The organism is Rhizobium sp. Root1220 (genome assembly GCF_001426265.1).
Lineage (GTDB): Bacteria > Pseudomonadota > Alphaproteobacteria > Rhizobiales > Rhizobiaceae > Rhizobium.
Map to the genome: position 1 here is coordinate 102,624 of NZ_LMDG01000012.1, position 26,658 is coordinate 129,281.

The window sequence follows — 26,658 nt, forward strand, 5'->3', positions numbered from 1 at the left end:
TATGCCGAATGCAAAACCCAAGATCGTTTCCATGCCGCGCGAGGAAATAGTCATCGCGCGGCAGATGCACCAAGCGCTCGTATTGCACTTCCTGGAAGGTCTGACTCAGGCGCAGATCGCCGATCAACTCGGGATTTCGCACGCCACAGTCAACCGCCTGATCAAGCGCGGCCGACAGCTTGGTCTCGTGGAAATCAAGATCAAGTCCCCGGTCGAGCCGCTTGTCGACATGGAGGAACAGCTGCTCGCGCTTGGCGGCATCAGTCGTGTCATCGTCGTGCCGACCGTTTCCGATAATGCGCGTACTGCCTTGCAGGCAGTCGGTGAAGCGGCGGCGCGCCTGCTGCTTGAGGGGATCTCGGACGGCGACACGATCTGCATCACCGGCGGCAAGGGCGTCAGCGCCGTCGTCGCCGGGCTTCAGCCGCCACGGCGCTTCGACGTCGAGGTCATCCCGGCAACGGGATGTGTCCAGGGCAAGCACTACACCGACGTCAACCACGTTTCGACGATGATGGCTGACCGGCTCGGGGGACGCTCATTCCAGATCCATGCGCCGCTGTTTGCCGACAGCGCAGCCGAACGCGGCATGCTGATCAATATGCGTTCGGTCGCTGACGTGTTCAAACGAGCGCGCGAGGCCAAGGTTGCGGTTGTCGGCATCGGCTCCATTCTGTCGGACGACTCCAGCTACTACGACCTTCATCCATCGTCGAGTACGGACCGCGTGGCGATCGAGCGCTCCGGCGCCTCCTGCGAATTGCTGGCCCACCTGCTCGACGATCAGGGCGGTGTCTGCGACTACAGCCTCAACCGGTCGCTAGTGTCACTGACTCTTCCCGAGTTCGCGTCCATACCGACGAAGATCGGGGTGGCTAGCGGGCCGAACAAGGCCGGACCGATCCTGAGCGTCATGCGTGGTCATCATCTCGATACGCTTGTCACCGACGAGGCCACCGGCGCGCGCGTTCTCGCGCTGGCAAGCGGCAAGGGACAGCGCGTATGAGCGGGCAACAGTTGTTACGCGAGATCGGGAAGTCCGGTGTAGCCGCTTCGGCGGTCGGCCTTGGGACATGGGCGATCGGCGGCTGGATGTGGGGAGGCACGGATGAGGCTGAATCCATCGCCGCGATTCAGGCCTCACTCGACGCCGGGGTTACGCTGATCGATACTGCGCCCGCCTACGGGCTTGGCCGATCGGAAGAGATAGTCGGCAAGGCCTTGAAAGGCCGCCGCGACACCGCCGTCATTGCCACCAAGTGCGGCCTCGTCTGGCACACGAACAAGGGCAAGCATTTCTTCGATCAAAACGGCAATCCGGTCCACCGCTATCTCGGCCGAGACGCAATCTTCCACGAAATCGAAGAGAGCCTGCGCCGTCTACGCAGCGACTACATTGATCTCTACATCACCCACTGGCAGGATCCGACAACCGCAATCGATGAAACTATGCGGGCACTGGAGGAGCTGAAGGCCTCGGGAAAGGTCCGCGCGATCGGTGCCAGCAATGTCAATGCCGCCGAACTCGAAGCCTACATTGCCGTCGGGGGGCTGGATGCCATCCAGGAGCGTTTCAGCATGATCGACCGGGAGATCGAGGCCGATCTTCTGCCGCTAACCCAGGCGAACGGCATTTCGACGCTGAGCTATTCCTCCCTCGCTCTCGGCCTGCTGTCCGGCGTCATCGGGCCTGACAGGATCTTTTCCGGCGATGACCAGCGTCGTGACAATCCGCGCTTTTCGGTTGCCAACCGCGAAAAGGCCGCGGCTTTCGCCACCACGATCCGGCCGGTTGCCGACAAGCACGCAGCAAGCCTCGCACAAACCGTCATCGCCTGGACGCTCGCGCAGCCCGGCATCACCTTTGCTCTTTGCGGTGCGCGCAACCCTTCGCAGGCGCTCGACAATGCCCGGGCCGGGACCATACGGCTCGATGCAGAAGATCATTCGGCCATCGATGCAGCCATTGCGGCGAAGCTGACGGCCATGGACAGGTAACGGATCGCCATGAAGCGTGAACAGACATTTGACGGGCTGCGCCAAAGCCCGAAGGTGGACGTGTGTGTCATCGGCGGCGGGATCAACGGCATCAGCGTCTTCCGGGAGCTGGCGTTGCAGGGGCTGAATGTGCTCCTTGTGGAGAGGAACGACTATTGCTCCGGCGCAAGCGCCGGGCTGTCGCGAATGGTACATGGCGGTCTTCGCTATCTGGAGAACGGCGAGTTCAAGCTGGTACAGGAATCGCTGGTCGAGCGCGACCGTCTGTTGCGCAATGCGCAGCACTACGTCACCCCTTTGCCAACAACCGTCCCGATCTTTGACGTCCTGTCCGGACTTGGCAACGGCATCGTCCGTTTCCTGGGATTGACCCGCCGCCCCAGCCGTCGCGGCGCTGTTGCGATCAAGATGGGGCTCAGCATCTATGATTTCCTCACGCGCAAGCGGCCGATGATGCCGCGTCATGAGTTTCGCGGAAGACGCACGACACTTGCGAAATGGCCGGCGCTTAGTCCAGACATCAAGAGTTCGGCGACCTACTACGATGCCTGGGTGAGTCACCCGGAGCGCCTTGGGATCGAGTTGTTGCATGATGGTCTCTTTGCAAACACAGAGGCGCGGGCACTCAACTACGTCGACATTCGCACGACCGGTCCGGGCCAGTTCGTCGTTCACGACACAATCGGCGGCTCCTCTACGGCCATCGACCCGGCCCTCATCATCAACGCAACAGGGGGCTGGATCGACATCACCAATGGCACTCTCTTTACGCCGGAAACACGACCGACGTCGTTGATGGGGGGCACCAAGGGATCCCATCTCGTCATCGATAACGCGGCGCTGTATGAAGCGCTGGCTGACCATATGATCTACTACGAGAATGAGGATGGACGGATTTGCATCCTCTTCCCCTATCTGGGCAAGGTGCTCGTCGGCTCGACCGACATTCGCGTCGACGACCCCGAAACAGCGCGTTGCGAAGCGGATGAACGCGATTACATCCTGCAATCGCTGGCCTTTGTTCTTCCCGGCATTGAAATCCGACCGGAAGAGATCAGCTTTCAGTTCTCTGGCGTACGGCCGCTCCCGGCGAGCAAGGACAGCTTCACCGGGCGCATCCCGCGCGACCATTTCTGTACGGTTGTCGAAACCAATGATGGCGGCCCATCGGTGCTGTGCATGGTTGGGGGCAAATGGACCACCTTCCGATCGTTTGGCGAACTTGCAGCCGACCTGGCTCTGGAACGTCTGGGCAAGGCACGCAGCATAGACACGGCGGAGCGGCCGATCGGGGGCGGCCGACGGTTTCCCCTGGATCGCGCCGCCTGGATCGCTGAGACTGCGGCGGGACGGGGGATTTCCGGTGCGCGCATGGCGGAGCTCTTTGCCCGCTACGGGACCGAGGCGGACGCGATGGCAGCATTCGTTGCTGCCGCGCCTGACACGTTGCTGCCGCATCCCGGCTACTCCGCCCGCGAACTTCTCTTTCTCATCAGGAACGAGGCTGTCGAACGGCTGGACGACGTACTGCTCAGGCGCACGACACTTGCCATCACCGGCACCCTGTCGCTTGAGATGACGGATACCGTCCTCGATCTGCTGGTGGCGGAGAAGGGGTGGACACCTGAGCAACGCGCGACGGAGCGCGGCCGCTTTCTCACCCTTCTGCGCGAACGGCATGGCGTGGATGAAATCACCCTTTCCGCACGGAACGAACAAAGGAGCATGGAATGCGAAACAACAGCAAAGTCCGGATGAACCGGCTGTTCGGCGGCGGTCGTTGCCTGGACGTGGCGATCGATCACGGCGTCTGCAATGAACCGTCCTTCCTCAGCGGCCTTGAGGACATGTCGTCGGTCGTCAAGGCTCTGGTTGCAGCAGCGCCTGACGCCATCCAGATGAACTATGGTCAGGCCGACCTGCTGCAGGATATTGCAGGTAGGGACAAGCCGGCAATGGTGATGCGGATCGACATGGGCAACCCCTACAATCGGCTTCGCCACCGGGACATGTGGGCCGTGTTGCAGAACGAGGCTGAGCCGCTGATCGGCGCGATCGAGATGGATGCTGCCTGCGTCGTGGTCAATCTTTTCATGCTGCCTGATGAGCCCGACTTGTTTCGTCAGTGCGTGCAGAACATCGCGCGTGTGCGGGCGGACTGCGACAAGTACGGGATGCCGCTGATGATCGAGCCGCTGGTGATGCAGCCGGTCACGGAAAGGGGCGGGTACATGGTCGACGGCGATGCCGAAAAGATCGTCACCCTGACGCGGCTTGCGCGTGAGATGGGTGCGGATATCGTCAAGGCTGATCCGACAACGAACGCGGAGGATTTCCACAGGGTCGTGGAGGCGGCGCGATGCCCGGTTCTGGTGCGTGGCGGCGGCAAGGAAGATCTTCGCGCCGTCTTCGACAAATCTGCGGCCTTGATGCGACAGGGCGCGCTGGGCATGGTCTATGGGCGCAACATCTATCAGCACGCCAACCCAAGCGCTGTTGTGCAAGGGCTGATGGCCATCGTGCATGAGGACGCCGGCGGCGAGGAAGCCTTCGCGCTCTATCAGCGCGGCTGAAGTGAAAGTCTGAACCTTGGAGGGGTTCTGCATGGGAGATTATCTGTTAGGGCTCGACGCCGGCAATACCGTTATCAAGGCGGTGATCTTTGACCGGCAAGGCAACGAAATCGCCGCAGCATCCGCGGAGGGACATAGCCGCATGCCGTGCCCCGGCCATGTCGAGCGCGGGCTGGATGAACTCTGGACCAACGCGTGCCAGGTCATGCGTACCTGCCTGGAACAGGCGGCGATCCGACCGGAAGAGATCATCGCTGTCGGTTGCGCCGGTCATGGAAACGGCCTCTACGCGCTCGACCGCGATGGCCAGCCTCTCCTGGGAATTCAGTCCCTGGATACGCGCGCTGCGGCCCTCGTGGAGGAATGGCAAGCGCAGGGAGTCGGTGATCGGAGCTATCCGATCGGGCAGCAACGTCCATGGCCGTCGCAGACCCCGACGCTGCTTGCCTGGCTGAAGCGCCATAGACCGGAGACATTCAGCAAGGTTGGCACCGTGTTTTTGTGCAAGGACTTCATCGTCAATCGCCTGACCGCCGTTCGCGTCAGCGAGGTCTCCGACATGACCGGCTGCGGCCTGCTTGATGTCGCCAACCGCCGCTACGACCGCACATTGATGGAAGCCTATGGTCTTGGCGACTGCCTGGAGATGCTGCCGCGGCTGATCGAAAGCTCCGACGTCGCCGGCCGCGTCACGACGGCGGCCGCGGCGCAAACGGGGCTTGCGGCGGGAACGCCTGTTGTCGGCGGTTTGTTCGATGTGGTCGCCTCCGCCATTGGCTCCGGCGTAACCCGGACTGGAGCGGCCTCGATCATTACCGGGACATGGAGCGTCAACCAGGTAATCATCGACACGCCGCAACTGGCAGGCCCGGTCTTCATGTCGTCAACCTTCGACCGCGAGCGCTATATGGCGATTGAGTCCAGCGCCACCTCTGCTGCCAACCTCGAATGGTTGGTTCGAGAATTCTTCCCTGACGTTTCGCCGGACGGGCGTTCGCCCTTCGATCTATGCGGAGTGCTTGCGGAGGCCATCGAACCTGCTGCCGACGATCCGCTGTATCATCCTTTCCTCTATGGCGCCCAGCAGGACGGCAATGCCCGCGCCGGTTTCTATGGTGTTGCCGGTTGGCATAGCAAGGGGCACATGGTTCGTGCGGTACTCGAAGGCGTGGCCTTCGGCCACCGCCAACATATCGAAACGATGCGCACCGCCGGCGCTACATTCGATGAAGCCGTGTTGTCGGGCGGAGGTTCGCGCAGCATGGTCTGGCCGCAGATATTTGCCGATGTCCTTGGTGTGCCGGTGTCCATCGCGCGCTCGCGTGAAACAGGTGCGCTCGGTGCAGCGATCACGGCGGGAGCCGGCGTGGGTGTTTTCTCGAGCTTTGCCGCCGGTGCAGCGTCGATGGTTCGGATGGAACGCAACTACGTCCCGAATTCCGTTCTGGAGGACCACTACGCGCGACGCTATGGACTCTACCGCGACATCGCCGAGGCCATGGCGCCGATTTGGCGGCGACTGGCCTCTGTCCGCACGATGGCGGCGGGAGTGGCAGCGTGAACGAGCTTTCAAATGTAGGTCTCGTCGATGCCGGGTCGTACGATTTCATCATCGTCGGAGCCGGGTCAGCCGGATGCGTGCTTGCAAACCGGTTATCAGCGGATCCGACGAACCGTGTCCTCTTGCTCGAGGCTGGCGGCAGCGACCGGTATCACTGGGTGCATATCCCGATCGGCTATCTCTTTTGCATGGGCAATCCGCGCACCGACTGGATGATGAAAACCGCCGCGGAAGCCGGGCTCAACGGCCGCACGCTTCCCTATCCGCGCGGAAAGGTGCTCGGCGGCTGTTCGTCGATCAACGGAATGATCTACATGCGCGGCCAGGCGGCGGACTATGACGGCTGGCGGCAAGCGGGCAATGTCGGCTGGGGTTGGGATGACGTGCTGCCTTATTTCCTCAAATCGGAGGATAACTATCGCGGAAAATCGGGCATGCACGGGGCCGGCGGCGAATGGCGGGTGGAACGGCAGCGGCTCTCCTGGCCAATTCTCGATGCGTTTCGTGACGCAGCCGAAGAGCTGGGCATTCCGAAGACGGACGATTTCAATGACGGTGACAACGAAGGCTCCGGCTATTTCGAGGTCAACCAGCGTAGCGGCGTTCGCTGGAATACCACCAAGGCCTTTCTGCGCCCGGCAATGAAGCGGCCCAATCTGCGTGTCCTGACCGGCGCCGAGACGCAGCAGCTGCGGTCCGATGGCGGGCGCATAAGCGGAGTTCGTTTCCTGTTGAACGGGCGGTTTCATGTCGCGCAGGCAGGACGCGAGGTTATCCTCTCGGCGGGCGCCATCAACTCGCCGAAGATTCTCGAACTCTCCGGCATCGGCCGCCCGGATCTGCTGCCGTCCGCAGGCATTGACGTAGTCCATGCGCTTCCCGGCGTCGGCGAGAACCTGCAGGATCACCTCCAGATACGCACTGTCTTCCAGATCGAGGGTGCGAAGACGCTCAATCAACTCTACCACAACCTCTTTGCCCGCGCCGGCATGGGGATTGAGTATGCGCTACGTCGCTCCGGTCCGCTCTCGATGGCGCCGAGCCAGCTCGGTATCTTTGCAAAGAGCGATCCCGCGGTCGCGACGGCTGATCTCGAATACCATGTGCAGCCACTTAGTACCGACAGGCTCGGCGAACCGTTGCACCGCTATCCCGCGGTAACGGTCTCGGTCTGTAATCTGAGGCCGGAGAGCAGGGGGACGGTTCACATCGCCGGCCCGGATACGACTGTAGCACCCGAAATCCGGCCCAATTACCTCTCGACCAGCGGCGATCGCATCCTTGCGGTGAAATCCATTCGCCACGCCCGCAGTCTCATGCAAGCCAGTGCAATCTCGAAGTTCCGGCCGCAGGAGATGCTCCCGGGGGCAGCGTTTCAAAGTGACGAGGACCTGGTCAGCCGCGCCGGGGACATCGCCACGACAATCTTCCACCCCGTCGGAACATGCAGGATGGGCAGCGATCGCCACGCCGTCGTCGACGCAGAGCTACGGGTGCATGGAATGAACGGATTGCGGATCGTTGATGCCTCGATCATGCCAACGATCGTTTCTGGCAACACCAACTCGCCGGTGATCATGATCGCCGAAAAGGCGGCGGAAATGATCTTGGCGGCCGGAGCCTGAACAGCGGCTCCATTTCCGCTGGCATCAACCGGTTGGAAGGTGGCTGGCGATGAGGGGCACTTCCGTACTTCGAGCAGCGATCATTGTCGCCTGGCGAAGAACCGCCCGCCGCGCCGGCTCGGCCGTGTTCTGGAAGCCTTGTTCCGCCAGTCCGGTAATGCGATATCGGCCGCAACTTGAGCAGCTGATCTCTCGCTGGTCACCCACCCTAGGCAGGGCTTCGCCGCATTTGGCGAGGCATATTGGACAGATTCCGCTGACCCAGCTCATTTTCACCCGCCCCTTCAGTTATTGGGCGAGCAGAAAACGACACATAGCAACATTTCGGCAAGTCCCCAAATCGGAGGCTCGACCATAAGGTGGTGGTCGCCCGCCAGCGGGTCGTCTGGTTTTGTTGCGCAGCGCGGAACTCGCTTCCGGTCTATCGTCCGGAAGCGAAGGTTTGACGGTTCGTTATGCGTTGCGCAGTGATGCCGGCAGGAGGTCAGCCGGGAAATCCTGGTAGGAAACCGGTCGCAGGAAGCGATAGATCGCCAGCGTTCCGACCGAGGTCGACCGGCCGTCGGAGGTGGCGGGGTACGGGCCGCCATGAACCATGGCGGGCGAGACTTCCACGCCCGTACCAAATCCATTGACCAGGATGCGGCCGGCAAGCAACTCGAACGTCGGTACCAAGCTGTTGGCGGCCTGCATATCTCCCTGGTCGATATGCAATGCGATCGTCAACTGACCTTCCAGGTGATCGACAACCCGAGTAAGTTCGGCTTCATCGACGCATCTGACAACAAGGCCGGCAGCGCCAAATATCTCTTCCTGCAGCGCAGGATCGGAGAGGAAAGCTGCGGCCGTCGTTTCGAACAAGGTTGCTGTAGCCTGCTGCATCTCGCCGGGTTTCCCCTTGGCGAGCTGCCGCACGGCAGAGTGGCCGTTGAGCCTTGCAACGCCGGTCTGATAGGCTTCGCAGATGCCTCTCGTCAGCATCGTCTGTGCAGGCGCCTCGGCCAGAGCTCCGGTTGCGCTGGCGATGAACGTTTGGAGGCCTTCACCATCGATAGCAATAATGAGGCCCGGATTTGTGCAGAACTGGCCTGCGCCAAGCACCAGGGATGAGACAAAGGACTTTCCGATTGCCTCGCCGCGGCTGCGCAGAGCATGTGGGAACAACAGAACGGGGTTGATGCTGCTCATCTCCGCATAGACCGGAATAGGCTGTTTGCGCTCGGAAGCAATCTTCATCAGCGCCGTTCCACCTCGACGGGATCCTGTGAAGCCGACCGCGCGTATCCTGTGATCCGCCACCAGTGCCTGTCCAACTTCAAACCCGGCATCGAACAGCATTGCAAAGGTGCCGGCCGGAAGATCACTTGCGTTAACTGCCTGCTGGACGGCTTTCCCGACAAGCTCCGATGTTCCCGGATGTGCCGAATGAGCCTTTACAACAACGGGGCAGCCGGCCGCAAGCGCCGACGCAGTATCGCCTCCAGCAACCGAGAATGCCAACGGGAAATTGGACGCGCCGAACACCGCGACCGGTCCAAGTGCCACATTCCGAAGGCGCAGGTCCGGCTTTGGCGCCGGCTTGCGATCCGGATCGGCCGGATCAAAACGAAGCTCCTGGAACGCTCCGTCACGCACTTCCTTGGCGAACAGGCGAAGTTGTCCGACGGTTCGCGCTCGCTCGCCTTCGAGACGTCCACGAGGCAGGCCGGTTTCGTCCATTGCCCGTATGATGAGCTCGTCGCCAATCGCTAGAATGCCCTCGGCGATTGCTTCGAGAAACAGGGCTCGCTGCTCGAGCGACGTTTCGCGGTAGATCGGAAAAGCTTCCCACGCCAATGCTGCTGCTTTTTCAACGTCTTCCTTCGTCGCGCCTGCAAATGCGGGATCCATTGCAGCGCCGGTGGCAGCATTGATTGCGGAAAACTTGGCTGCCGTGCCGCGCACTGCAATGCCGCCGATTAGAAGATCGCCGGAGACTGTCATCATACATCCTTTCGAAATTGCCAATCACCAGACCCCTGCGGGTCCGGTCTGATGGTGGCTCATACAATCCACCATGCGATAGGTCGGGCTACCTAAGTAGGGTTTGAAATGCAAACATTTAAGACGCTTTTGCCCAATTGTAATACTTTTTATTTGCGAGGTTCGGATGCCTTGAGCCAAGCGCAGCATGTAGCACGGGCACCCAACGTTCTGGGCTTGCCGGGCGGCGGCCGATGTGATGATCGTGCGATCACGACGAGTTGGCAGGCGCGCAGTGAGACAACGAACGCCAGCATCTTGCTCAAAAAAGACTAGAGCAATCGATCTCCCACGCTCGAAGGAAGCAGGCGCGCAGACTGGGTCGATACGAACTGCTGTCAGTTTTTCTTCAGACTCTCCCGAATTCCCTCGGCAAACCCCTTGATGGTGAAGCCATCTGGGATCTGATCAACAAGAATGATATCGGATATGCAGCAACCGATACGCAGGGGGCGCAACTTTGTATACGCGGGCGAATTGTACCAGTCGGTGGCGGCCTTTCGGTCGGGGAATTCCATCAATATAACTGAACCAGGCCAAGCACCTTCAACCACATCGCCGGGGCCCTGTGCAAGCCATTTGCCGCCAAACGGAGCAACCGTCGCCTCTACCTGCTCAAGATACGAGAGTCCGTCTTCGTTGGGCACCTCGCCGGGAATCCGTAAGTGATTCACAAGATATGTTTTCATAGTGCAACTCCTTGGTTCGCTTTCGAGGTGTTATGGGCATGCAAAGATCTTGCAATTCGCGCAAACTGCCGACGCAGGTAGCTTGAATCAGCGAACCTTTTAGGTTCGACGCAGCCTTCGGCGTAGCGGACAGAGGCCTTAAGAAAATTAAATTCAACTGCGGAAGCGTCGGCAATCCGGAATTGCGCCGTGCATTTTGCTTCACCATCGTCTGCATGAGCTTTGAGTGGATCTGGGGCGATGTGCGAGGTTATATTGTTGACCGGTGCTTGGCTACCGCAGGCAACACGAGGGATAGCGAACCGCTTCGTATGGTTGAATACGAGCCCGGCAGGACCTTACAGGGCTCCCGAACCCAGGTGATGAATGCCCGGGGCCGAGGGGCTGGTCTGGGACGCGTGTGAAGACTTGCAAATTTGGCAAAGGTTCCCAACGAAAAGCCCGGTGCCTCGTACGACACCGGGCCTATTTCCCACCGACGGTTGAGGTTGGCCGCCGGCCGAGCGACACACAGGATGAGCCGCTGATGGATGAACCTGCTAGTGGAAGCATTGTTCTCATACAAGAAGCCCGGCGTGCTGAAACACCGGGCTGCTTCGTCAGTCAGAGTGCACGTCACCGTTGCACGTCCAAAACTCCGTTCCGGGAAAAGCTTCCCTAACGCCAGCAGCGTCCTTCAGCCGCCTGATCTCCTCGGTCTCGTCGTTACCCGTGGCGTTCGACGCCGCAAAATTCTTCTTCCACTCGTAGAGCGAATGCTGGCTGACGCCGAGCCGCTGCGAAACCGGATAGCCTTGCTCCTTGATCTGACGCACAGCGTCGCGCTTAAATTCTTCGCTGAAATTCGATTTGCTCATGATGCTCTTCCTGCCTCAAAATTAGGAAAGAAGGTGTCTACAAATCTCGGGCGCATGCCTTCAGGTTGGTCGGCAGGTGATCCGGTGAACCCTGCATTCAATTCTTCTTTAGCCATCCCGATCTCCTCTTGATTGAAAGCCAAAGCCCGACGCGCTTTGGGCGGACGCCTCGTCTGAACCGGTCAAGCCGTAATGCCGGCGAACCAGATACGCAGGACGCTGCTTCGATTCCATATAGATGCGGCCGATGTATTCACCCAGGATTCCCAACCCGATCAACTGGAGGCTGCCCATGAACAGAATGGCGACGAGCAGCGAGGCGTAGCCGGGCACATCCACACCATAAATGAGCGTCTTGAAGGTGATGTAGAGCGCGTAGGCCAAGGTGGTCAGCGTCCCGACACTTCCCACCCACGCCATCAGCCTGAGTGGCACGGTGCTGAAACTTGTGATGCCTTCTAGCGCGAAGTTCCAGAGCTTCCAGGCGGAGAACTTGGTTTCGCCTGCCTGGCGCGCAGCGCGCTTATAGTCGATCACGGCGGTCCTGAATCCGACCCAGGCGAACAAACCCTTCATGAAGCGCTGCCGCTCCGGGAGACGTTTGATCGCAGCCACGACCGCGCTGTCCATCAAGCGGAAATCGCCGACATTCTCGGGAATCTTCGTATCGGACATCCGGTTGTGAAACCGATAGAACATTCCCGCGGTCTTCCGCTTCAAGTACGTGTCCACGGTGCGGTCCGCACGCCTCGCCAGCACGACCTCGTAGCCCTCTTCCCATTTTTCGATCATCGTCAAGATGAGTTCTGGAGGATCCTGAAGATCTGCATCGAAAGGAATGGCCGCGTCGCCGTTCGAGAAATCAATGGCGGCAGTCAACGCAGCCTCTTTTCCAAAGTTTCGGGAGAGCTCGATAACCCGAAAGCGATTGTCTTCCTGCGACAGCGCGATCAATTGTTCCAACGTATCGTCCTGACTCCCGTCATCCACGCAAATGACTTCAAAGTCGTATGCCGGGGCTTTCGCCATGACGCCAGCAATCGCATTCCGAAATCGATCGATACCATCCGCTTCGTTATAGAACGGGACAATGATGGATACGCATTTTTTTCTATTCACAATTCCCTCCAATTAAACCTCCCACACTCAGACATGCACTGGTCACGGCGTGCGCATCACAGCCAGCGGCGCGTTTGTGCTCCTGAAACCACGCGAGTCGAAAACGCAACCGCACGTTTCCATCGATCCGGGCAGAATTAATCTACACTCGTAGCGTTTTGATTCCGGCAAACGGCCGCTCGACAACCATCGAACAAAGCGATACCGAGGACTTATGAAGATCAGAAACAATCGGCCACATTTTATATTTCTTGCATGCTTTTTTGTTCTCATATGGTTGGCGACCTATAGCGTTGCTGTCATGAATGGTGACGATGTAGTTCACTACGCGTCGTCGCTGCAGAGCTCAATGCTTCCGAAATTCAGCGGCGGATGGACTCCAAATAGAGTCCTTGACAATTACGGAAGAAGCATCTTTGCCTCGACATTCAATTTTCTGTTCTTTGCCGCGAATGGAGTTTCAAAGGTTAGCTTCTTCAGCTTCTACAAGCTTTTCTCAGCAAGCGTCTTTGCACTCTTCTCCACCGGAGTGCTTGCTTATTTCCTTCGATCATTGCCTGTTGACCCGAGAAACAAGGTTTTTTCATTTGTCTTTTCGCTGATTATTGCAGTTTGCATTTTCAAATTATTACCCTGGAGGAACCAGGTACATTTTATCTGCTACCAGTTGCCGGCATTCTCGACATTCGTCCTGCTCGGGATGACAGCAGGCATCAAGGATAACGGGGCGAGCATCGAGAAAACCTCGTGCCTGTTGTTGCTGTCCTATGTCTGCTCGTTCTCGCTCGAAGCATTTTCCGCGGCAATTTTCATATTCAACGCAATGCTGCTCGGGTTGCATTTGCACAAGAACGGATGGCAGGTGCCTGCGGTCATGTCGCAGGTCAAAATTGGATCGCGATCGATGATCGTCCTGACCAACATGCTCTTCAGCTTGCTCGCTCTTCTCATCACGATCTTCTTTTCCGAAAGAGCAAGGGTGGGTGTGATCGGTGCGGGGCCTAGCGAAGGGTTCACGTTCGGTCCCGCTTCCAAGCTGGCACCGGTTGAGCTGGCACTTTTTCTTATTGGCGCGAGTGCCATTGCATTGTGGCGTGGGAGAAAAATGCCGGAAGATGCCGAGCATCGGAGCAGCGTGCTTTTCTGCATTCAGACAGCTCTGGTCGTGCTTGCGGTGACGTTTCTGATCTCTCTGAAGACACGGGTGAACTATCTGGCGATAACAGAATATCCCTGGGGCGACCTCATGCTGGTAGGGAAAATAGCTGTCCTGTATTTGTTTGCACTCGTCGTTTCGCGTGTCGCCTCCGAGCACCGCACAGTTCAACCTATCCTAACGTTACTTCTCGTCGTCTTGTTTTCCAAGTTACAGCACGGCTCATTTCAGGAGATCGAAAAAGGGAATGCGTTTTCACGGCAGGTCGAGGTCGTCTATGCGAGGGCTATGCTGGGCGATAACGCCACGGTCAAGACAGGACTCCAGCTGGACGCAATTCCGATGCAGGTCAGACCGCTTCCAACAGCTTCATCGCCGGAGTGGTTCATCAAAGGCTATGAAACGGTGTTCAAGAAATACTATGGGGTGAAGTCGCCGATGTTCGAGTAGATGCCGCTCGGGCCGGTGACGGGCCGACAGCGTAGGGCGACGGCTCGCGATAGTCGTGCCGCAGCGCTCGCGCTCGCACAGCGTCGCGCTTAAATTCTTCGCTGAAATTCGATTTGCTCATGATGCTCTTCCTGCCTCAAAATTAGGAAAGAAGGTGTCTACAAATCTCGGGGATTTTGCTGCTCGACGAGCCCTTCGGAGCACTCGATGCCATGACCAAGATCACGATGCAGGAGGAGCTTGCACCCATCTGGCGTGAGGAAAGAGTGACGATGGTCCTCGTCACCCATGACCTCGAGGAGGCCGTCAATCTGGCGGATCGGGTGCTTATCCTCCCCAAGGACAGGGGTGGTCGAACGCGCGAGATCGAGGTCGATCTTCCGAGGCCGCGCAATCGCAACGAGCCTGCTTTTTTTCGGTTGCGCGAGCAGCTCCTGGATGAGTGCGGCCTGTATTGAGCCATACCGCAGGAGCCATGCACCACATTGGGGAAATCTCGGACTTTATCGACCAACAACGCCAATCGCGACTACGGCCGACTAACCGTATCGGGGAACCAAAGCAGATGCGGGTCCAGCGATCCGCATCCTTGGTAGGGTGCTCAGGGCTGCAGACCGAAAGCCATCCCGTGCGCGTCAGCGATCGCCCGCTCAAGGTCATCGATTGGTGTTGCATTTGCCGTCTTGGTGCCTTCGAGTTCCTTCGGCATTTTCCAGCCCGGATCAACGCCATCCATGTTGGGAAGCTCATGCGCGATGCCCTTGTGGCAATCGATGCATGTGGCCTTGCCGGAGAGCAGATACTTCGAGTGGATATCGGCAGCGCGCTGTGTCTGCTTTTGGAAGTCCATCGCCACGTCTGAGTGACAGTTTCGGCACTCCAGACTGTCGTTTGCCTTCATGCGAGCCCATTCGTGCTGGGCAAGCTCCAGACGTTTCTCGAGAAATTTCGGACGGGTGTTGATCGTACCAAAGATTTTCCCCCAGACTTCCTTCGAAGCCTGCATCTTGCGCGCAATCTTGTCGGTCCATTGATGCGGAACGTGGCAATCGGGACAGGTCGCACGGACACCGGAGCGGTTGGAGAAATGGATGGTACGGCTTAGCTCCTGATAGACGTTGTCGTGCATTTCGTGGCAGGAGGTGCAGAATTTCTCGGTGTTGGTAAGCTCGAGCGCGGTATTGAACGCGCCCCAGAACATCACGCCGCCAACGAACCCGCCGAGGGTGAGCACCCCCAGGCCGATCGTTGCAGCCGGCGTCGTCAGGATCGACCATGCCCACAAGAATCCTTTCTTCAGCCAGGCCATGAGTTCACTCACTCCCCGCCGGTTTGAAGCCCAGTTCACTCATGTCCTTGAACTGATTGACGACAAGGTTGCGGGCATCCGCCTGCGGAACATGGCAGGCCGTACAGAAGTATCGCCGCGGCGAGACGTCGGCGAGCATCTGGCCGTCGCGCGTCATGTAATGCGTCACACTGATCATCGGCGCACCGGAATCCTGGGTGAACTCGCGCTTGTGACATGAAAGGCAGCGATTGGCGTTGACCGATAGCTCGTAGCCCTCGATCGAATGCGGAATGATCGGCGGCTGATCGGGATAGGCACGCATTTTCCGCTGATCATCCGTTACCCATTTCGGCAGAGGCTTCGCCTCGCCGGTGGCCATAGCCTGGGGCGGCCCCTCGAGCTGAGGGACATTCCGCTGCACAACTTGGCCGATGGCGGCTGTCGCTACGAACACGACCAGACCGGCCGCCACTGTCATCCATTGCGACCGCCTTAAATGGCGGAGACGATTTTGACCGCGCATTTTTTAAAATCCGTCTGTTTGGAGATGGGATCTGTGGCGTCCAGCGTCACCTTGTTGATCAACTGGCTGGCGTCAAACCAGGGAACGAAGATGACACCAGGCGGCATTCGGTTCCGACCGCGGATATCGATGCGTGAACGGATCTCACCGCGCCGGGAGATGATGCGAACCTCGGCTCCTTGGTTGATGCCGCGCTTGCGGGCATCCTCCGCATTCATGAAACATCGTGCACCGGGGAATGCCTTGTAGAGTTCCGGAACGCGCATGGTCATCGAACCGGAATGCCAATGCTCAAGCACGCGCCCGGTCACCAGCCAGAAATCGTATTCGTCGTCCGGGGATTCAGCGGGCGGCTCGTATGGCACGGCAAGGATAACGGCCTTGCCATCCTTCTGGCCGTAGAAATTCAACCCTTCGCCTGGTTTGACATAGGGATCGTAGCCTTCCCTGTATCTCCAGCGGGTTTCCTGCCCGTTTACGACGGGCCAACGCAGGCCCCGCACCTCATGGTACATGTCATAGGGTGCGAGATCGTGGCCATGCCCTCGGCCGAAGGTCGCATATTCCTCGAACAGTCCCTTCTGGATGTAAAATCCGAAAGCCTTGGCCTCGTTGTTGTCGTAATCCCGGCTGATTTCGCTCAAGGGAAATTTATCGACCTGGCCGTTACGGAACAGCACGTCGAACAGGCTCTTCCCGCGGTACCCAGGATTGGCGTCCAGAATGTCCTTGGGCCAGACCTCATCGGTTGTGAACCGCTTGGAAAACTCTGCGATCTGCCACAAGTCTGAACGCGCATCGCCCTTGGCCTGGACCAGTTGATGCCAGACATGCGTTCTGCGTTCGGCGTTACCGTAGGCGCCTTCCTTCTCCACCCACATCGCCGCCGGCAGGATCAGGTCGGCGCTCATGGCCGTTATCGTCGGGTAGGCGTCGCTGACCACGATAAAGTTGTCAGGATTGCGATAACCCTGCCAGGTTTCGTTGCTGGTGTTGGGCCCGGCCTGGACGTTGTTATTGACCTGGACCCAATAGAAATTCAGCTTGCCGTCCTTAAGCATGCGGTCCTGCTGGACGGCATGATAACCGGGTTTTTCGGGAATGATCCCCTCAGGGACCTTCCAGATTTCCTCCGCATGCTTTCGGTGCTCGGGGTTGGTCACGGTCATGTCCGCTGGCAGGCGGTGGGCGAATGTGCCCACTTCGCGGGCGGTGCCGCAGGCCGATGGTTGTCCGGTCAGCGAAAACGGGCTGTTGCCAGGTTCGGCGATCTTACCGGTCAGCAAATGGATATTGTAGACCATTTGGTTGGCCCAGACGCCGCGGACGTGCTGGTTGAAGCCCATTGTCCAGAGCGACATCACCTTGCGGGCCGGGTCGGCGTAAAGTTCGGCCAGCTCTTGAAGAAAGTCCGCATCGACGCCGGACAGGGCCGCCGCCTTCTCAAGCGTATATTCCGAAACGAGTGCCTTGAATGCCTCGAAGTCTATAGGCTCGGTCTTGCCGGGGTCCGCCGAATTCGCGGCCTTCGTCTCCACGGGATTGTCGGGCCTGAGGCCATACCCGATGTCTGTAACACCGCGCGCGAACTTGGTGTGCTTGTCCACGAAGTCCTTGTTGACGCGGCCGGTCTGGATGATGTGGTTTGCTACGTAGTTGAGGATCGCGAGATCCGTGCCCGGTTTGAAAACGATCGGCACGTCTGCGAGATCCATGCTGCGATGCGTGAAGGTCGAAAGGACCGCAACACGAACATGGGGATGCCCCAGGCGGCGATCCGCGACCCGCGTCCACAAAATCGGATGCATCTCCGCCATGTTGGAGCCCCACAGGACGAAGGCATCGGCGTTCTCGAAATCGTCATAGCAGCCCATCGGCTCGTCCATGCCGAAGGTGCGCATGAAGGCGTAGGCGGCCGAGGCCATGCAGTGGCGCGCGTTCGGGTCGAGGTTGTTGGATCGAAGGCCAGCTCGCATCAGCTTCGTCGCGGCGTAGCCTTCGAAGATGGTCCATTGGCCAGAGCCAAACATGCCGATGGCCGTCGGGCCTTTTTCCTTCAGCACCTTCTTGCACTGTTCGGCCATGACGTCGAAGGCTTCGTCCCAGGTGACCGCCGTGAACTCTCCATCCTTGGCATAGACACCATCCCGCTTGCGCAGCAATGGCGTCTGCAAACGATCCTCGCCGTACATGATCTTGGAGAGGAAGTAGCCTTTGATACAGTTCAGCCCGCGATTAACCTCCGCCTGCATGTCGCCATGGGTCGCGACGACCTGCCCGGCTTTGACGCCGACCATGACACCGCAGCCTGTGCCGCAAAAGCGGCAGGGAGCCTTCGACCATTTGATTTGCAAGGCTTCCACGCCACCGGGAACCGGCTGCGCCGCGGCGGGAAGCGTTACCCCGGCAGCGGTGGCCGCTATCGCAGCTGCCTGGGCCTTCAGGACATCACGCCGGGTCAGCGATTCGGTCTTCGACATGCTTCTCCTCCGTCACCTGCTCAAAAACCATGCTGGCGGCGATGACGCCGTCCATCAGCGATACCCTGGAAAGAGCCTCGCCCAGAAATCCCGTACTTGGGCCCTCGATTACAACGACGATCTTGCCTCGGTCATGGCCGTGCACCTCCAGCCCTTCGACGGCTTCGAGCTGCGCCAAAACCACTTTCGTATATTCAAACCGTGTGGCGATGACCGCGCTTGAGACATGCCAAAGAGAGTGTTCAACCATTGGAAACCTCGCCCAGCGAACGGACGGCGATGGCATCTACGGGACAGACCTGCAGGCATGCGCCGCATCCCGTGCAGGTGGTTGGATCGATGACAGGCAAAAACGGCCCGCCAATCCGTGGCCGGAATCCTATCGCTTGAGCGGGACAAGCCTCGCCGCAGGATTGGCAAGCAACTCCCTTCGCCGCCAGACACTCGCCGGAAACCTCTGCCACATGGTTGAACTGGAAGCGCTCGGCATCGAAAACTGGCTCCGGACAGACACGCAGGCACTCTCGACAGAAAGTGCATTCCCCGATAGACAGATCGACCCTGGGAACTCCGGCGACAAGCCGGATTATGGAGGTGGGACATCGCTCGGCGCATCGATTGCAAGCGGTGCATTGTTCAAGCGAAGATGGCGAGACGCCCGGAGGCAGGATCGGCAGGCGAGAAACCTCGCCCTTGAGGAAGGCCCGACGAGACAGTGGGTTCGCGTTCATGGGCCACCTCAGTGAATAGTCGGCGGCGGCCCCGGCGGGCCAAAGATCATCTGGTAGAACCAAACAACAAAGCCGTAAGCCGCAACGGTTCCAACCGCAACGACGGGCCAGACGCCAAATGCGAGGATCGCAAACGCCAGTCGCTCACCCCGTCGCGAAAGCCGCCTATCGCCTTTCAAAGCTGGTAGATCGGTCATCGAGAACCCCACACCGTCGGGCGCAACTCGCCCTTATCGCTCTACTAGTCCGACAGAAGATAGCATCCTATGACCTTGGAGGCCTGTAGTATAACCGTAGCCTCTCTAGTACGAAATCATCAGCGCCTCACGGACTACTCATTTCAGCACGAAAGGGACCGGTTGAAAAGCTCCACCAGCGGTGGCGCGCATCAGCGATGCCTACGCGAGTGTTGGCGACTCCCCCTGATTGATGTTTGATTCTATTGGCGCGCGCATTAAGACATTGACCACACCTACATGGCGGCCGACCGCTCGATTTCCCTTAAGACCTGTCACCATTCCGGGGAGAAGGTAGCGAAACATCGCGCCAGTTGAATGGGGACTAACTGCACGTTCGCGTTATTTAGAGATTGCCTTGCCTTGTGCGTCGCAACGTGTCCTACGGCGGGCGTGAACGAACGCCGTCTGGCTGCGGCCGACTCTGATCGGGATGATATAATTTGGCGCGTCGAGAAAGGGGCTCCACCAGCTCAGGACAATGTGGCCGTTAAGAATTGAGTGAGAAGCCACCAGGCCCCGCCGATCAAAGCGAGTTGTCTGGAATGATAAAGTCGCCGTCAAGCCGATTGAGATTTTCGCAAAACAAGACCGGACATGACGGCTCATCGCGCGTAGGAATTCGTTTCCATTCGGCGTACTGGTTTGCGTCACAAAAGCGGCTGTCGCGAACAAAGCGATCGTATAGCGGCAAACCCCGAGGCGACGTCCACCGGAAAATGACGGCTCCCTGATTGTGAACCGCGGCCCGCGCCTGCTCACAAGTCATCTTAAGTGGGCTTAGTCGCGAGATCGCGAAGGCGGGGGACGCTGCCAAAACCACGGCTACGACAACTGCGACCTTGTTCATGATCGGACTCCGGCTGTTCACACGGAAAACAATGACGCCTCCAACCAGGTTTGAACCGCGTAGCCTAGCTATCGTAGCAGATCGGGTGCACCGACAACAATTGGAACGAATCGCCTTTCGCCAGTGGAGTCGGATCCTCCTTGCGGGAGAACAATATGGAAACCGCTCGCACTCCAGTTCCAATTCTTCAGGGCACGAAGGCATCGGGACAGTCAGCCGCTGTCCCGCGGGCGCGGAGATCGACGTATTCGCTGATTCGCTGCTCAACAACGTGGGCCAGGCTGCCGATGGCTCGACACCCAGATGGAAGGGTCGAGAAGGCCTTCTCAAGGATCGAGGGTCGGCTTCTACAACTGGCTCCGCGCCGAGCGACATGGCTAATACTAGGCTTTTAGCGTCCAAAGCTGGCCACGCCGGTGTTTGTCCATACTCGTGTTGCTCATGCGCCACTCGGAACCGTTTTCTTCGAAAGACACCTCGACCGCATTCACTTCATGCGTGTAGACTTTGGTGAAAGTAGAAGGTCGCGAACTTCTATGTGGCATCACTTCTGGAAAGCATTTTGAAAATTAGGTCTTGGGGGACGAAACACCTTGGCGAAGGGGGACGAGAGATGAGCTTACGCATGATGCTGCTTGGTTGTGCTGCCGCAGTCGTGGCTGCGCCGAGCTTTGCCGCTGATGCAATCGTCGCCGCCGAACCCAAAGCGATTGAATATGTTCGCGTCTGTGACGCCTATGGTACCGGATACTTTTATATTCCCGGCACCGAGACGTGCCTAAAGATCGGCGGGTACCTGCGATTTGAAGTGTACGGCGGACCAGATGAAAACGGCACATCTGACTGGAATGCTCGTACACGCGCGCACGTAGAATTCATTGCCAAGAGCGATACCGAATATGGTCCGCTGACCGGCCTAATCGTACTGCGAAACAACGGCGATAACTCGTCGACGACAACTATTCTGGATTCGGCATACATAGACGTCGCCGGCCTCCGCGCTGGTCTGTTCTACTCGTGGTGGGATGACGACCTCAACGGGGAGCCAGACGTGCTATCGAGCTTCGAGACGCTGCACAACTCGATCCGCTACCAGTATGAAACCGGCGACTTCTATTCCGGCCTGAGTGTCGATGAATTGGAGGATGGTTATTACAAACTCGGCGAAGAACCAAACAACCTGGGCATCGCTTTCGGGATCGGCGACAAGATCGGCGACTTTAGCTACCAGGTCATCGGCGGCTACGACACCGACAACGAGGAAGGCGCGATCCGCGGCATGATCTTCGCTCAGTTGGGCCCCGGCACCCTCGGTCTCGCAGGCGTGTGGGCGTCCGGGCCTAATTCCTATTATGCTCAGTCGGAATGGACTATAGCCACGGAGTACGCCATCGAAGTTACCGACAAGTGGTCAGTGACGCCTGCGGCTCAGTATTTTGGCAAGTACGCTACAGATACTAACGATGGGGCTATTCCGGCCTCCTTCGAGGGACTGGGCGATGCCTGGATGCTCGGCTTTACCACAGACTACCACATCGCCACAGATTTCTATTTGAAGGTAACCGCCAGCTATCTCGATGAGGAGGATGGCGATGATGTCACCAGCGGCTTCCTACGTCTGCAGCGCGCATTCTAGTTCGGTTCACCTAGTCGACCCGAGGTCCGCCCAAGTAACGCCCATGGTCCTCCGTGTGTTGGAGACCTACGGTGAGCTTCCCTGCGACTATTTTCGATCATCTCGGGCGTCGGTGCTGGCCAAGAAGAGTGCCCGCGCGGTTTTGCGACAGCGGTAGCGATCTCCTGGCCAAGGTCCGCCTGGATTTGCAGGATGCTCCTAACGCGAAGGTCGGCATAATAACTATTGGCCCAAATCACCGCGGCATCGGACCGACGGGCCAGCCGCAAGATTGAGCGCAGTTTGTTGCCGTCACGTTGAACACCTCCCTGTAAAGTGTAGCCAACCGCGTTCCTGTAGGTGGGTTTGGATGGATCGGCGACAACAACGATCGCATTGAAGGTAGCGAGCTGACCAATGACCTCGTCTCTCAAGCTCTGAGCGAAATTGGGTACGCCATCTGCAGAATCGTCGAACTGAAAGACATCGACAATCACGACTGGCTCCGATGGACTTGTTGCGGGCAGATCTGCGACGCCTTCGTTCCACCTGAAAAAGTTTGGCTTGAGCGTTAAACACCGGCCACGGATATGAGGACCATTGCAATAATAGCACGGGGGGCGTTGATCGTGTAAAACGGTGCTGGCCATCGACAGATGGCAGCAAGTCTACGCGATCGAGAGCATGCCTCGGTTGGTCGGCCGCACGTGGTCCTCGGGCGTATTCAAAAAATGCGGAATATATCCGCCCTTTGGTATCGTGATTACAATCGCGTCGGCCTGCCCAGCGACAGGATAATAGCGTTCCAGGGCTCTTCGAATTCTGCCAGCTTCAATTCTGACGACGGGATCGTTCTGGGCATCAAACGAAGGCGGCCTGCACGGCGACGTTTATTGGCTGTTGATACGATCTTGACTGCACGGGGAGCTGACGTGCTGGGTGGCAGCATAGCTATCGCCAACGGCACCATGACCAACGGGCTTTCGGCGATCGCCATGCTCCGCGGCTGTCGACTGCCTGCCTCGCAGCGGGCTCGATCGCGCGCAAGCATGAAAATGCCGCCGAGGTTGCTTCGAATTGATCACGTACTATACCGTATGTTGCGGCAACCAGCCCTGTAATATACTTCCGTGCCACAACCGCTCAGGCTACCATCTGCCAAACTCATCGAGGGAGGAAACTGTGATGGCCGACGCGGGGATCTACGCCAAGTTCGAGGACCTCAGCCCCTTCGAAATCAAGGATGAACTCATCCGGTTGGCGCAGGCGGACAAGGCCAACCGCACATATTTGAACGCCGGCCGTGGCAACCCCAACTGGGTTGCCACGCGTGCTCGCGAAGCCTTCTTCCTGCTAGGACAGTTCGCGCTTACCGAGTCCAAGAGGGTCTTTTTCGACGAAGAGGCCGGTCTCGCCGGTATGCCTCCCATGGACGGTTGCTACAAGAGGCTCAAAGCGTGGGTCGAGAGGCGCAAGGGTGACGCCGATACGCCTGGGGCAGAGACGCTTGATGAGGTTGTGGATTTCGCTATTAAAAAGTTTGCTTTCGATCCCGACACGTTCGTGAACGAGCTGACTGACTCGATTATCGGGGATCATTACCCTGTGCCCGATCGCGCCCTCGTCCACAACGAAGCGATTACGCACGAGTACTTGATGTGGGCCATGTGCGCGGGCCATAGACCCAGCGCGAAGTTTGACCTCTATCCGGTCGAAGGTGGCACTGCGGCGATGTGCTACATCTTCAAGGCGCTGAAGAACGCGCGCCTTCTGAATGCTGGTGACACCATCGCGCTCGTCACCCCAATCTTCACCCCTTATCTGGAAATGCCACATCTGGAAGACTACGCCTTGAAGCAGGTCCACGTGTCGGCTGAGGCCGAGGATCGCTTCCAACTAACTGACGAAGACTTGTCCCCGCTGCAAGACAAGACAGTGAAGGCCTTGTTCATCGTCAATCCAGGAAATCCGTCGGCAGTCGCCCTCGACCCGGAATCGATGGAGCGCCTCGTCAAGTTCGTGAACAAGAAGCGACCCGATCTGATGATCCTGACGGATGACGTGTACGGTACCTTCGTTCCGAACTTCGAATCGGTGATGGGGCATCTGCCGCACAACACCATCGGTGTCTATTCTTATTCCAAGTACTTCGGCTGCACCGGTTGGCGGCTCGGCGTCGTCGCCGTAGCCCAGGACAATATCTTTGACAAGATGATCCAGGCGCTGCCAGCGGCCAACCAAAAGCTCCTTGACGCCCGATACAAGGCGCTAGCGCTCAAACCGCGCGAGATCAAATTCATCGACCGAATTGTGGCCGATAGCCGCGATGTGGCGCTCAATCACACTGCTGGCCTCTCCTTGCCGCAACAGGTGATGATGTCACTCTTCGGTCTCGTCGAGATGATGGACGACGACAAGATCTATCAGAAGGCCTGCATGGCGATCTGCGAGAAGCGCTTTCACAAACTAATGGACGGCATGGGCATAGAGTTTCAGGCCCGCCCGTACTTCGATCGCTACTACGGCATCATCGACTACGAATATTGGGCGCGCAAATACGTCGGCGACGAAGTGACGGACTGGGTAAAGGAAAACATTCATCCGCTCGATATCGCCTTCAAGCTGGCGGAAGATCACGGCATCGTTGTTCTGAACGGATCGGGCTTCGAGGCCCCGAACTGGTCGGTGCGCGTGTCTTTTGCAAACCTACCGGACGAGGCCTACACTTCCATCGGCCGGGCGATCAGGGCGGTTGCACGCGGATATCTGCAAGCCTACCGCGCGGCAAAGGGTGAAATGGCGCAACCCTAGCCCACACATCTTGAAGAAGTGACCTGTCGTGACAGAGCCGAGCCACGTTTCCGCAGCTCTTCCGCATAGTCCCCACAGGACAAGGGCCGCTTCTCACAACACGTCTTCCAGCAACTGTCCGGATTGATCGACCGATGGATATGCAACGCAGCAGGGCACCGCTCATCGGCTGTATCATACGGTATTTTACTTGGAGAATTGCAGTCGCGGGGTAATTCTAGCGAGAATTTGTGATCATAGTTGCACGCAGCGCGGGAGAGCGGGACGACTTTTGTTCGGTAACGCTACCTACGATCAAACAAGTGAGGGACCGATGATCGAGTGGTTTGTTAGCACGCTCCGTAGTTACCCGGAAATTGCGATCTTTCTGTCACTGGGCCTGGGCTATTATTTCGGGTCGTTCACCTACAAAGGACTAGGGCTTGGCGCGGTAACGGCAACGCTCATTGCTGCCGTGCTGATTGGTCAGCTCGGCATTACCATTTCCCCTCCTCTCAAGTCGACATTCTTTCTCCTGTTCCTTTTCGCAATCGGATACGGAGTCGGCCCACAATTCGTGCGCGGTATAGCGAAGGACGGAATTCCACAGGCGCTTTTCGCTGTAGTTGTGTGTCTCTTCTGCCTGGGTGCGGCCTATTTCGGTGCGCTTTTCGCTGGCTACGATATCGGTTCGGCGGTCGGGCTCTATGCCGGTTCCCAGACGATTTCCGCATCGATGGGCCTTGCCACCGACGCCATCAATCGGTTGGGACTGCCACCGGAGCAAAGTAAGGCGATGTTGGATGCGATGCCGGTTGCATACGCCGTAACGTACATCTTCGGCACGGTTGGCTCGGCTATTGTTCTTGCTCTGTTCGGTCCGGCTTTGTTGGGTATCGATCTGGAGGCTGAATGCAAACGCTATGAGGAGGAGCAAGGAGGTAAGAAGGTACTCGGCGGCGCAGGAACCGCATGGCACAACTATGAACTGCGGGCATATCGGGTGAAAGGAGACGCCAGGATCGTGGGTATGACGGCGCAACAGGCTGAAGGCTTACTGCCGTCCGAGCGCGTCTTCATCGAACGCATCCGCCGTGCCGGAGCGGTGCAGGATGTCACCGTGGACACCGTAATCACGGCGGGAGATATCGTCGCGATTGCAGGACGCCGAGAGGTCCTTGTGGATCTGATCGGTACCGTGGCAGACGAGGTTGATGATCGGGAGCTGCTTGCTGTCCCTGCCGATGGTGTTGATGTCTTCGTTACGAACAAGGCCGTCGATGGCAAGACGCTTGCGGAGCTTGCGGCCCGACCAACAGCCCGCGGGGTATTTCTGCGCAAGATCGTCCGTGGCGCGACGGCCACCGAAATCCCGATTCTGCCAAATACCAAGGTTCATCGCGGCGATATCCTGACAATCGTCGGCCGCACGCAGGACACGGCCGCAGCCACCAAGGACATGGGAAGACCAGATGCGCAGACCGATGTGGCGGATGTGGCTTTTATAGGGGCAGCAATTGCGATTGGTGCCTTGGTTGGTGCGCTAACCTTTAAGATTGGAAGCGTTCCGCTCACCTTGTCGACTTCCGGTGGCGCACTGATCTCAGGTCTTTTCTTCGGTTGGCTTCGCTCGGTCCGCCCGACATTCGGGCGCATTCCGTCGCCGACCGTCTGGTTCATGAACTCCGTCGGTCTCAATGTGTTCATTGCCGTCGTGGGGATATCGTCGGGACCGGGCTTTGTAGCGGGCTTGCAGCAGCTCGGCTTCAGCCTGTTCTTGTGGGGCATCGCTGTGACCACGATCCCGCTAATCCTGGCAATGTATGTCGGAAAGTACATTTTTCGCTTCCACCCCGCGATTCTGCTGGGGTGCTGCTCCGGTGCACGCACGACGACGGCATCACTCGGTATGATAAACGACCGGGCGAAAAGCCAGATCCCAGGCCTAGGCTACACGGTCACCTATGCCGTCGGCAACACGCTGTTGACCATCTGGGGCATGGTCTTGGTGCTGCTGTTGGCCTGACCACGCTGGCGAATAGCCTTGGTTGAAATCAGCGTAATGAAGCAGAGCAGCCGTGGCCGCACAAAC

At 58.5% G+C, this 26,658-nt stretch carries 21 protein-coding genes and 2 pseudogenes; 11 read left to right on the forward strand and 12 right to left on the reverse strand.

Translation table 11 applies throughout. The features are described from left to right. Position 1 precedes the first annotated feature (1 nt). The 6 genes from ASC90_RS09850 to ASC90_RS09875 are packed head-to-tail and all read left to right on the forward strand — an operon-like array spanning position 2 to position 7,757. Entirely contained in the window at positions 2–1,006 is a 1,005-nt protein-coding gene (locus tag ASC90_RS09850) for a sugar-binding transcriptional regulator (RefSeq protein WP_056539011.1), read from the forward strand. Continuing rightward, positions 1,003–1,998, forward strand: coding sequence for an aldo/keto reductase (locus ASC90_RS09855; RefSeq protein ID WP_056539013.1), 996 nt, complete (start codon positions 1,003–1,005; stop codon positions 1,996–1,998). The genes ASC90_RS09850 and ASC90_RS09855 overlap by 4 nt, the downstream gene beginning before the upstream one ends. A gap of 9 nt (positions 1,999–2,007) precedes the next feature. Continuing rightward, positions 2,008–3,756 (forward strand): glycerol-3-phosphate dehydrogenase/oxidase, encoded by a 1,749-nt coding sequence (locus ASC90_RS09860; protein ID WP_056539015.1) that lies wholly within the window; start codon positions 2,008–2,010, stop codon positions 3,754–3,756. Further along, on the forward strand, positions 3,753–4,571 hold the full coding sequence (locus ASC90_RS09865; protein ID WP_200950881.1) for a class I fructose-bisphosphate aldolase: 819 nt from the start codon (positions 3,753–3,755) through the stop codon (positions 4,569–4,571). Before ASC90_RS09860 ends, ASC90_RS09865 begins: the two co-directional genes overlap by 4 nt. A 31-nt stretch (positions 4,572–4,602) precedes the next feature. Beyond that, the gene (locus ASC90_RS09870) at positions 4,603–6,132 is read left to right on the forward strand and encodes an FGGY-family carbohydrate kinase (protein WP_056539022.1); all 1,530 of its coding nucleotides are present in this window, start codon (positions 4,603–4,605) and stop codon (positions 6,130–6,132) included. Beyond that, the gene (locus tag ASC90_RS09875) at positions 6,129–7,757 is read left to right on the forward strand and encodes a GMC family oxidoreductase (RefSeq protein WP_056539025.1); all 1,629 of its coding nucleotides are present in this window, start codon (positions 6,129–6,131) and stop codon (positions 7,755–7,757) included. The genes ASC90_RS09870 and ASC90_RS09875 overlap by 4 nt, the downstream gene beginning before the upstream one ends. Positions 7,758–8,210: 453 nt before the next feature. Here ASC90_RS09875 and ASC90_RS09880 read toward each other — a convergent pair whose 3' ends face one another. From ASC90_RS09880 to ASC90_RS09895, 4 genes and pseudogenes are all read right to left on the reverse strand, one after another. Next, positions 8,211–9,740 carry an aldehyde dehydrogenase (NADP(+)) gene (locus ASC90_RS09880; protein ID WP_056540169.1) on the reverse strand — a complete coding sequence of 510 codons (1,530 nt, stop codon included), beginning with the start codon at positions 9,738–9,740 and terminating at the stop codon, positions 8,211–8,213. Between the two features lie 377 nt (positions 9,741–10,117). Next, positions 10,118–10,468, reverse strand: coding sequence for a DUF1330 domain-containing protein (locus ASC90_RS09885; RefSeq protein ID WP_056539028.1), 351 nt, complete (start codon positions 10,466–10,468; stop codon positions 10,118–10,120). A 653-nt stretch (positions 10,469–11,121) separates the two neighbouring features. Further along, a pseudogene (locus ASC90_RS30250) lies at positions 11,122–11,325 on the reverse strand (transposase); the annotation flags it as partial. Positions 11,326–11,433: 108 nt separating this feature from the next. Beyond that, positions 11,434–12,444, reverse strand: coding sequence for a glycosyltransferase family 2 protein (locus tag ASC90_RS09895; RefSeq protein WP_056540172.1), 1,011 nt, complete (start codon positions 12,442–12,444; stop codon positions 11,434–11,436). 349 nt (positions 12,445–12,793) lie between these two features. Between ASC90_RS09895 and ASC90_RS09900 the strand changes: the two genes are divergently transcribed. Together ASC90_RS09900 and ASC90_RS09905 are read left to right on the forward strand one after the other, a co-directional pair. After that, a complete protein-coding gene (locus ASC90_RS09900; RefSeq protein WP_156392897.1) occupies positions 12,794–14,050 on the forward strand; it encodes a hypothetical protein in 1,257 nt (418 codons plus the stop codon). A gap of 173 nt (positions 14,051–14,223) precedes the next feature. Further along, positions 14,224–14,508: pseudogene (locus ASC90_RS09905) on the forward strand (ABC transporter ATP-binding protein); the annotation flags it as partial. Between the two features lie 143 nt (positions 14,509–14,651). Here ASC90_RS09905 and ASC90_RS09910 read toward each other — a convergent pair. From ASC90_RS09910 to ASC90_RS29795, 7 genes are all read right to left on the reverse strand, one after another. Continuing rightward, entirely contained in the window at positions 14,652–15,359 is a 708-nt protein-coding gene (locus ASC90_RS09910; RefSeq protein WP_056539036.1) for a NapC/NirT family cytochrome c, read from the reverse strand. A 4-nt stretch (positions 15,360–15,363) separates the two neighbouring features. Next, on the reverse strand, positions 15,364–15,864 hold the full coding sequence (locus ASC90_RS09915; protein WP_056539039.1) for a nitrate reductase cytochrome c-type subunit: 501 nt from the start codon (positions 15,862–15,864) through the stop codon (positions 15,364–15,366). Then, entirely contained in the window at positions 15,834–18,344 is a 2,511-nt protein-coding gene (napA, locus tag ASC90_RS09920; RefSeq protein ID WP_056539042.1) for a periplasmic nitrate reductase subunit alpha, read from the reverse strand. The genes ASC90_RS09915 and napA overlap by 31 nt, the downstream gene beginning before the upstream one ends. After that, positions 18,313–18,594, reverse strand: a complete 282-nt coding sequence (locus tag ASC90_RS09925; RefSeq protein WP_056539045.1) for a chaperone NapD — start codon at positions 18,592–18,594, stop codon at positions 18,313–18,315. The genes napA and ASC90_RS09925 overlap by 32 nt, the downstream gene beginning before the upstream one ends. After that, positions 18,587–19,075: a ferredoxin-type protein NapF gene (locus ASC90_RS27965; RefSeq protein WP_082519866.1), complete on the reverse strand. Its 489-nt coding sequence runs from the start codon at positions 19,073–19,075 to the stop codon at positions 18,587–18,589. Before ASC90_RS27965 ends, ASC90_RS09925 begins: the two co-directional genes overlap by 8 nt. Positions 19,076–19,083: 8 nt before the next feature. Continuing rightward, positions 19,084–19,272, reverse strand: a complete 189-nt coding sequence (gene napE, locus ASC90_RS09935; RefSeq protein ID WP_056539051.1) for a periplasmic nitrate reductase, NapE protein — start codon at positions 19,270–19,272, stop codon at positions 19,084–19,086. Positions 19,273–19,837: 565 nt separating this feature from the next. Next, entirely contained in the window at positions 19,838–20,161 is a 324-nt protein-coding gene (locus tag ASC90_RS29795) for a hypothetical protein (protein WP_056539053.1), read from the reverse strand. Between the two features lie 613 nt (positions 20,162–20,774). On the opposite strand from ASC90_RS29795, the gene ASC90_RS09945 reads away from it, so the two are divergent. Then, entirely contained in the window at positions 20,775–21,797 is a 1,023-nt protein-coding gene (locus tag ASC90_RS09945) for a porin (protein WP_056539056.1), read from the forward strand. Here the strand turns inward: ASC90_RS09945 and ASC90_RS09950 are convergent. Further along, positions 21,794–22,273, reverse strand: a complete 480-nt coding sequence (locus ASC90_RS09950; protein ID WP_056539059.1) for a hypothetical protein — start codon at positions 22,271–22,273, stop codon at positions 21,794–21,796. The two genes, ASC90_RS09945 and ASC90_RS09950, sit on opposite strands and share 4 nt — an antisense overlap. 688 nt (positions 22,274–22,961) lie before the next feature. On the opposite strand from ASC90_RS09950, the gene ASC90_RS09955 reads away from it, so the two are divergent. Together ASC90_RS09955 and aspT are read left to right on the forward strand one after the other, a co-directional pair. After that, positions 22,962–24,587, forward strand: coding sequence for a bifunctional aspartate transaminase/aspartate 4-decarboxylase (locus ASC90_RS09955; protein WP_056539062.1), 1,626 nt, complete (start codon positions 22,962–22,964; stop codon positions 24,585–24,587). A 313-nt stretch (positions 24,588–24,900) separates the two neighbouring features. Beyond that, on the forward strand, positions 24,901–26,592 hold the full coding sequence (gene aspT, locus ASC90_RS09960) for an aspartate-alanine antiporter (RefSeq protein ID WP_056539064.1): 1,692 nt from the start codon (positions 24,901–24,903) through the stop codon (positions 26,590–26,592). Positions 26,593–26,658 lie beyond the last annotated feature (66 nt).

Coding starts and splice junctions, on each gene's coding strand:
- ASC90_RS29795 (WP_056539053.1), bottom strand. CDS start 20,161: ATGAACAAGGTCGCAGTTGTCGTAGCCGTGGTTTTGGCAGCGTCCCCC.
- aspT (WP_056539064.1), top strand. CDS start 24,901: ATGATCGAGTGGTTTGTTAGCACGCTCCGTAGTTACCCGGAAATTGCG.
- napA (WP_056539042.1), bottom strand. CDS start 18,344: ATGTCGAAGACCGAATCGCTGACCCGGCGTGATGTCCTGAAGGCCCAG.
- ASC90_RS27965 (WP_082519866.1), bottom strand. CDS start 19,075: ATGAACGCGAACCCACTGTCTCGTCGGGCCTTCCTCAAGGGCGAGGTT.
- ASC90_RS09860 (WP_056539015.1), top strand. CDS start 2,008: ATGAAGCGTGAACAGACATTTGACGGGCTGCGCCAAAGCCCGAAGGTG.
- ASC90_RS09900 (WP_156392897.1), top strand. CDS start 12,794: ATGCTTCCGAAATTCAGCGGCGGATGGACTCCAAATAGAGTCCTTGAC.
- ASC90_RS09865 (WP_200950881.1), top strand. CDS start 3,753: ATGAACCGGCTGTTCGGCGGCGGTCGTTGCCTGGACGTGGCGATCGAT.
- ASC90_RS09915 (WP_056539039.1), bottom strand. CDS start 15,864: ATGCGCGGTCAAAATCGTCTCCGCCATTTAAGGCGGTCGCAATGGATG.
- ASC90_RS09850 (WP_056539011.1), top strand. CDS start 2: ATGCCGAATGCAAAACCCAAGATCGTTTCCATGCCGCGCGAGGAAATA.
- ASC90_RS09910 (WP_056539036.1), bottom strand. CDS start 15,359: ATGGCCTGGCTGAAGAAAGGATTCTTGTGGGCATGGTCGATCCTGACG.
- ASC90_RS09855 (WP_056539013.1), top strand. CDS start 1,003: ATGAGCGGGCAACAGTTGTTACGCGAGATCGGGAAGTCCGGTGTAGCC.
- ASC90_RS09945 (WP_056539056.1), top strand. CDS start 20,775: ATGAGCTTACGCATGATGCTGCTTGGTTGTGCTGCCGCAGTCGTGGCT.
- ASC90_RS09880 (WP_056540169.1), bottom strand. CDS start 9,740: ATGACAGTCTCCGGCGATCTTCTAATCGGCGGCATTGCAGTGCGCGGC.
- napE (WP_056539051.1), bottom strand. CDS start 19,272: ATGACCGATCTACCAGCTTTGAAAGGCGATAGGCGGCTTTCGCGACGG.
- ASC90_RS09955 (WP_056539062.1), top strand. CDS start 22,962: ATGGCCGACGCGGGGATCTACGCCAAGTTCGAGGACCTCAGCCCCTTC.
- ASC90_RS09925 (WP_056539045.1), bottom strand. CDS start 18,594: ATGGTTGAACACTCTCTTTGGCATGTCTCAAGCGCGGTCATCGCCACA.
- ASC90_RS09870 (WP_056539022.1), top strand. CDS start 4,603: ATGGGAGATTATCTGTTAGGGCTCGACGCCGGCAATACCGTTATCAAG.
- ASC90_RS09885 (WP_056539028.1), bottom strand. CDS start 10,468: ATGAAAACATATCTTGTGAATCACTTACGGATTCCCGGCGAGGTGCCC.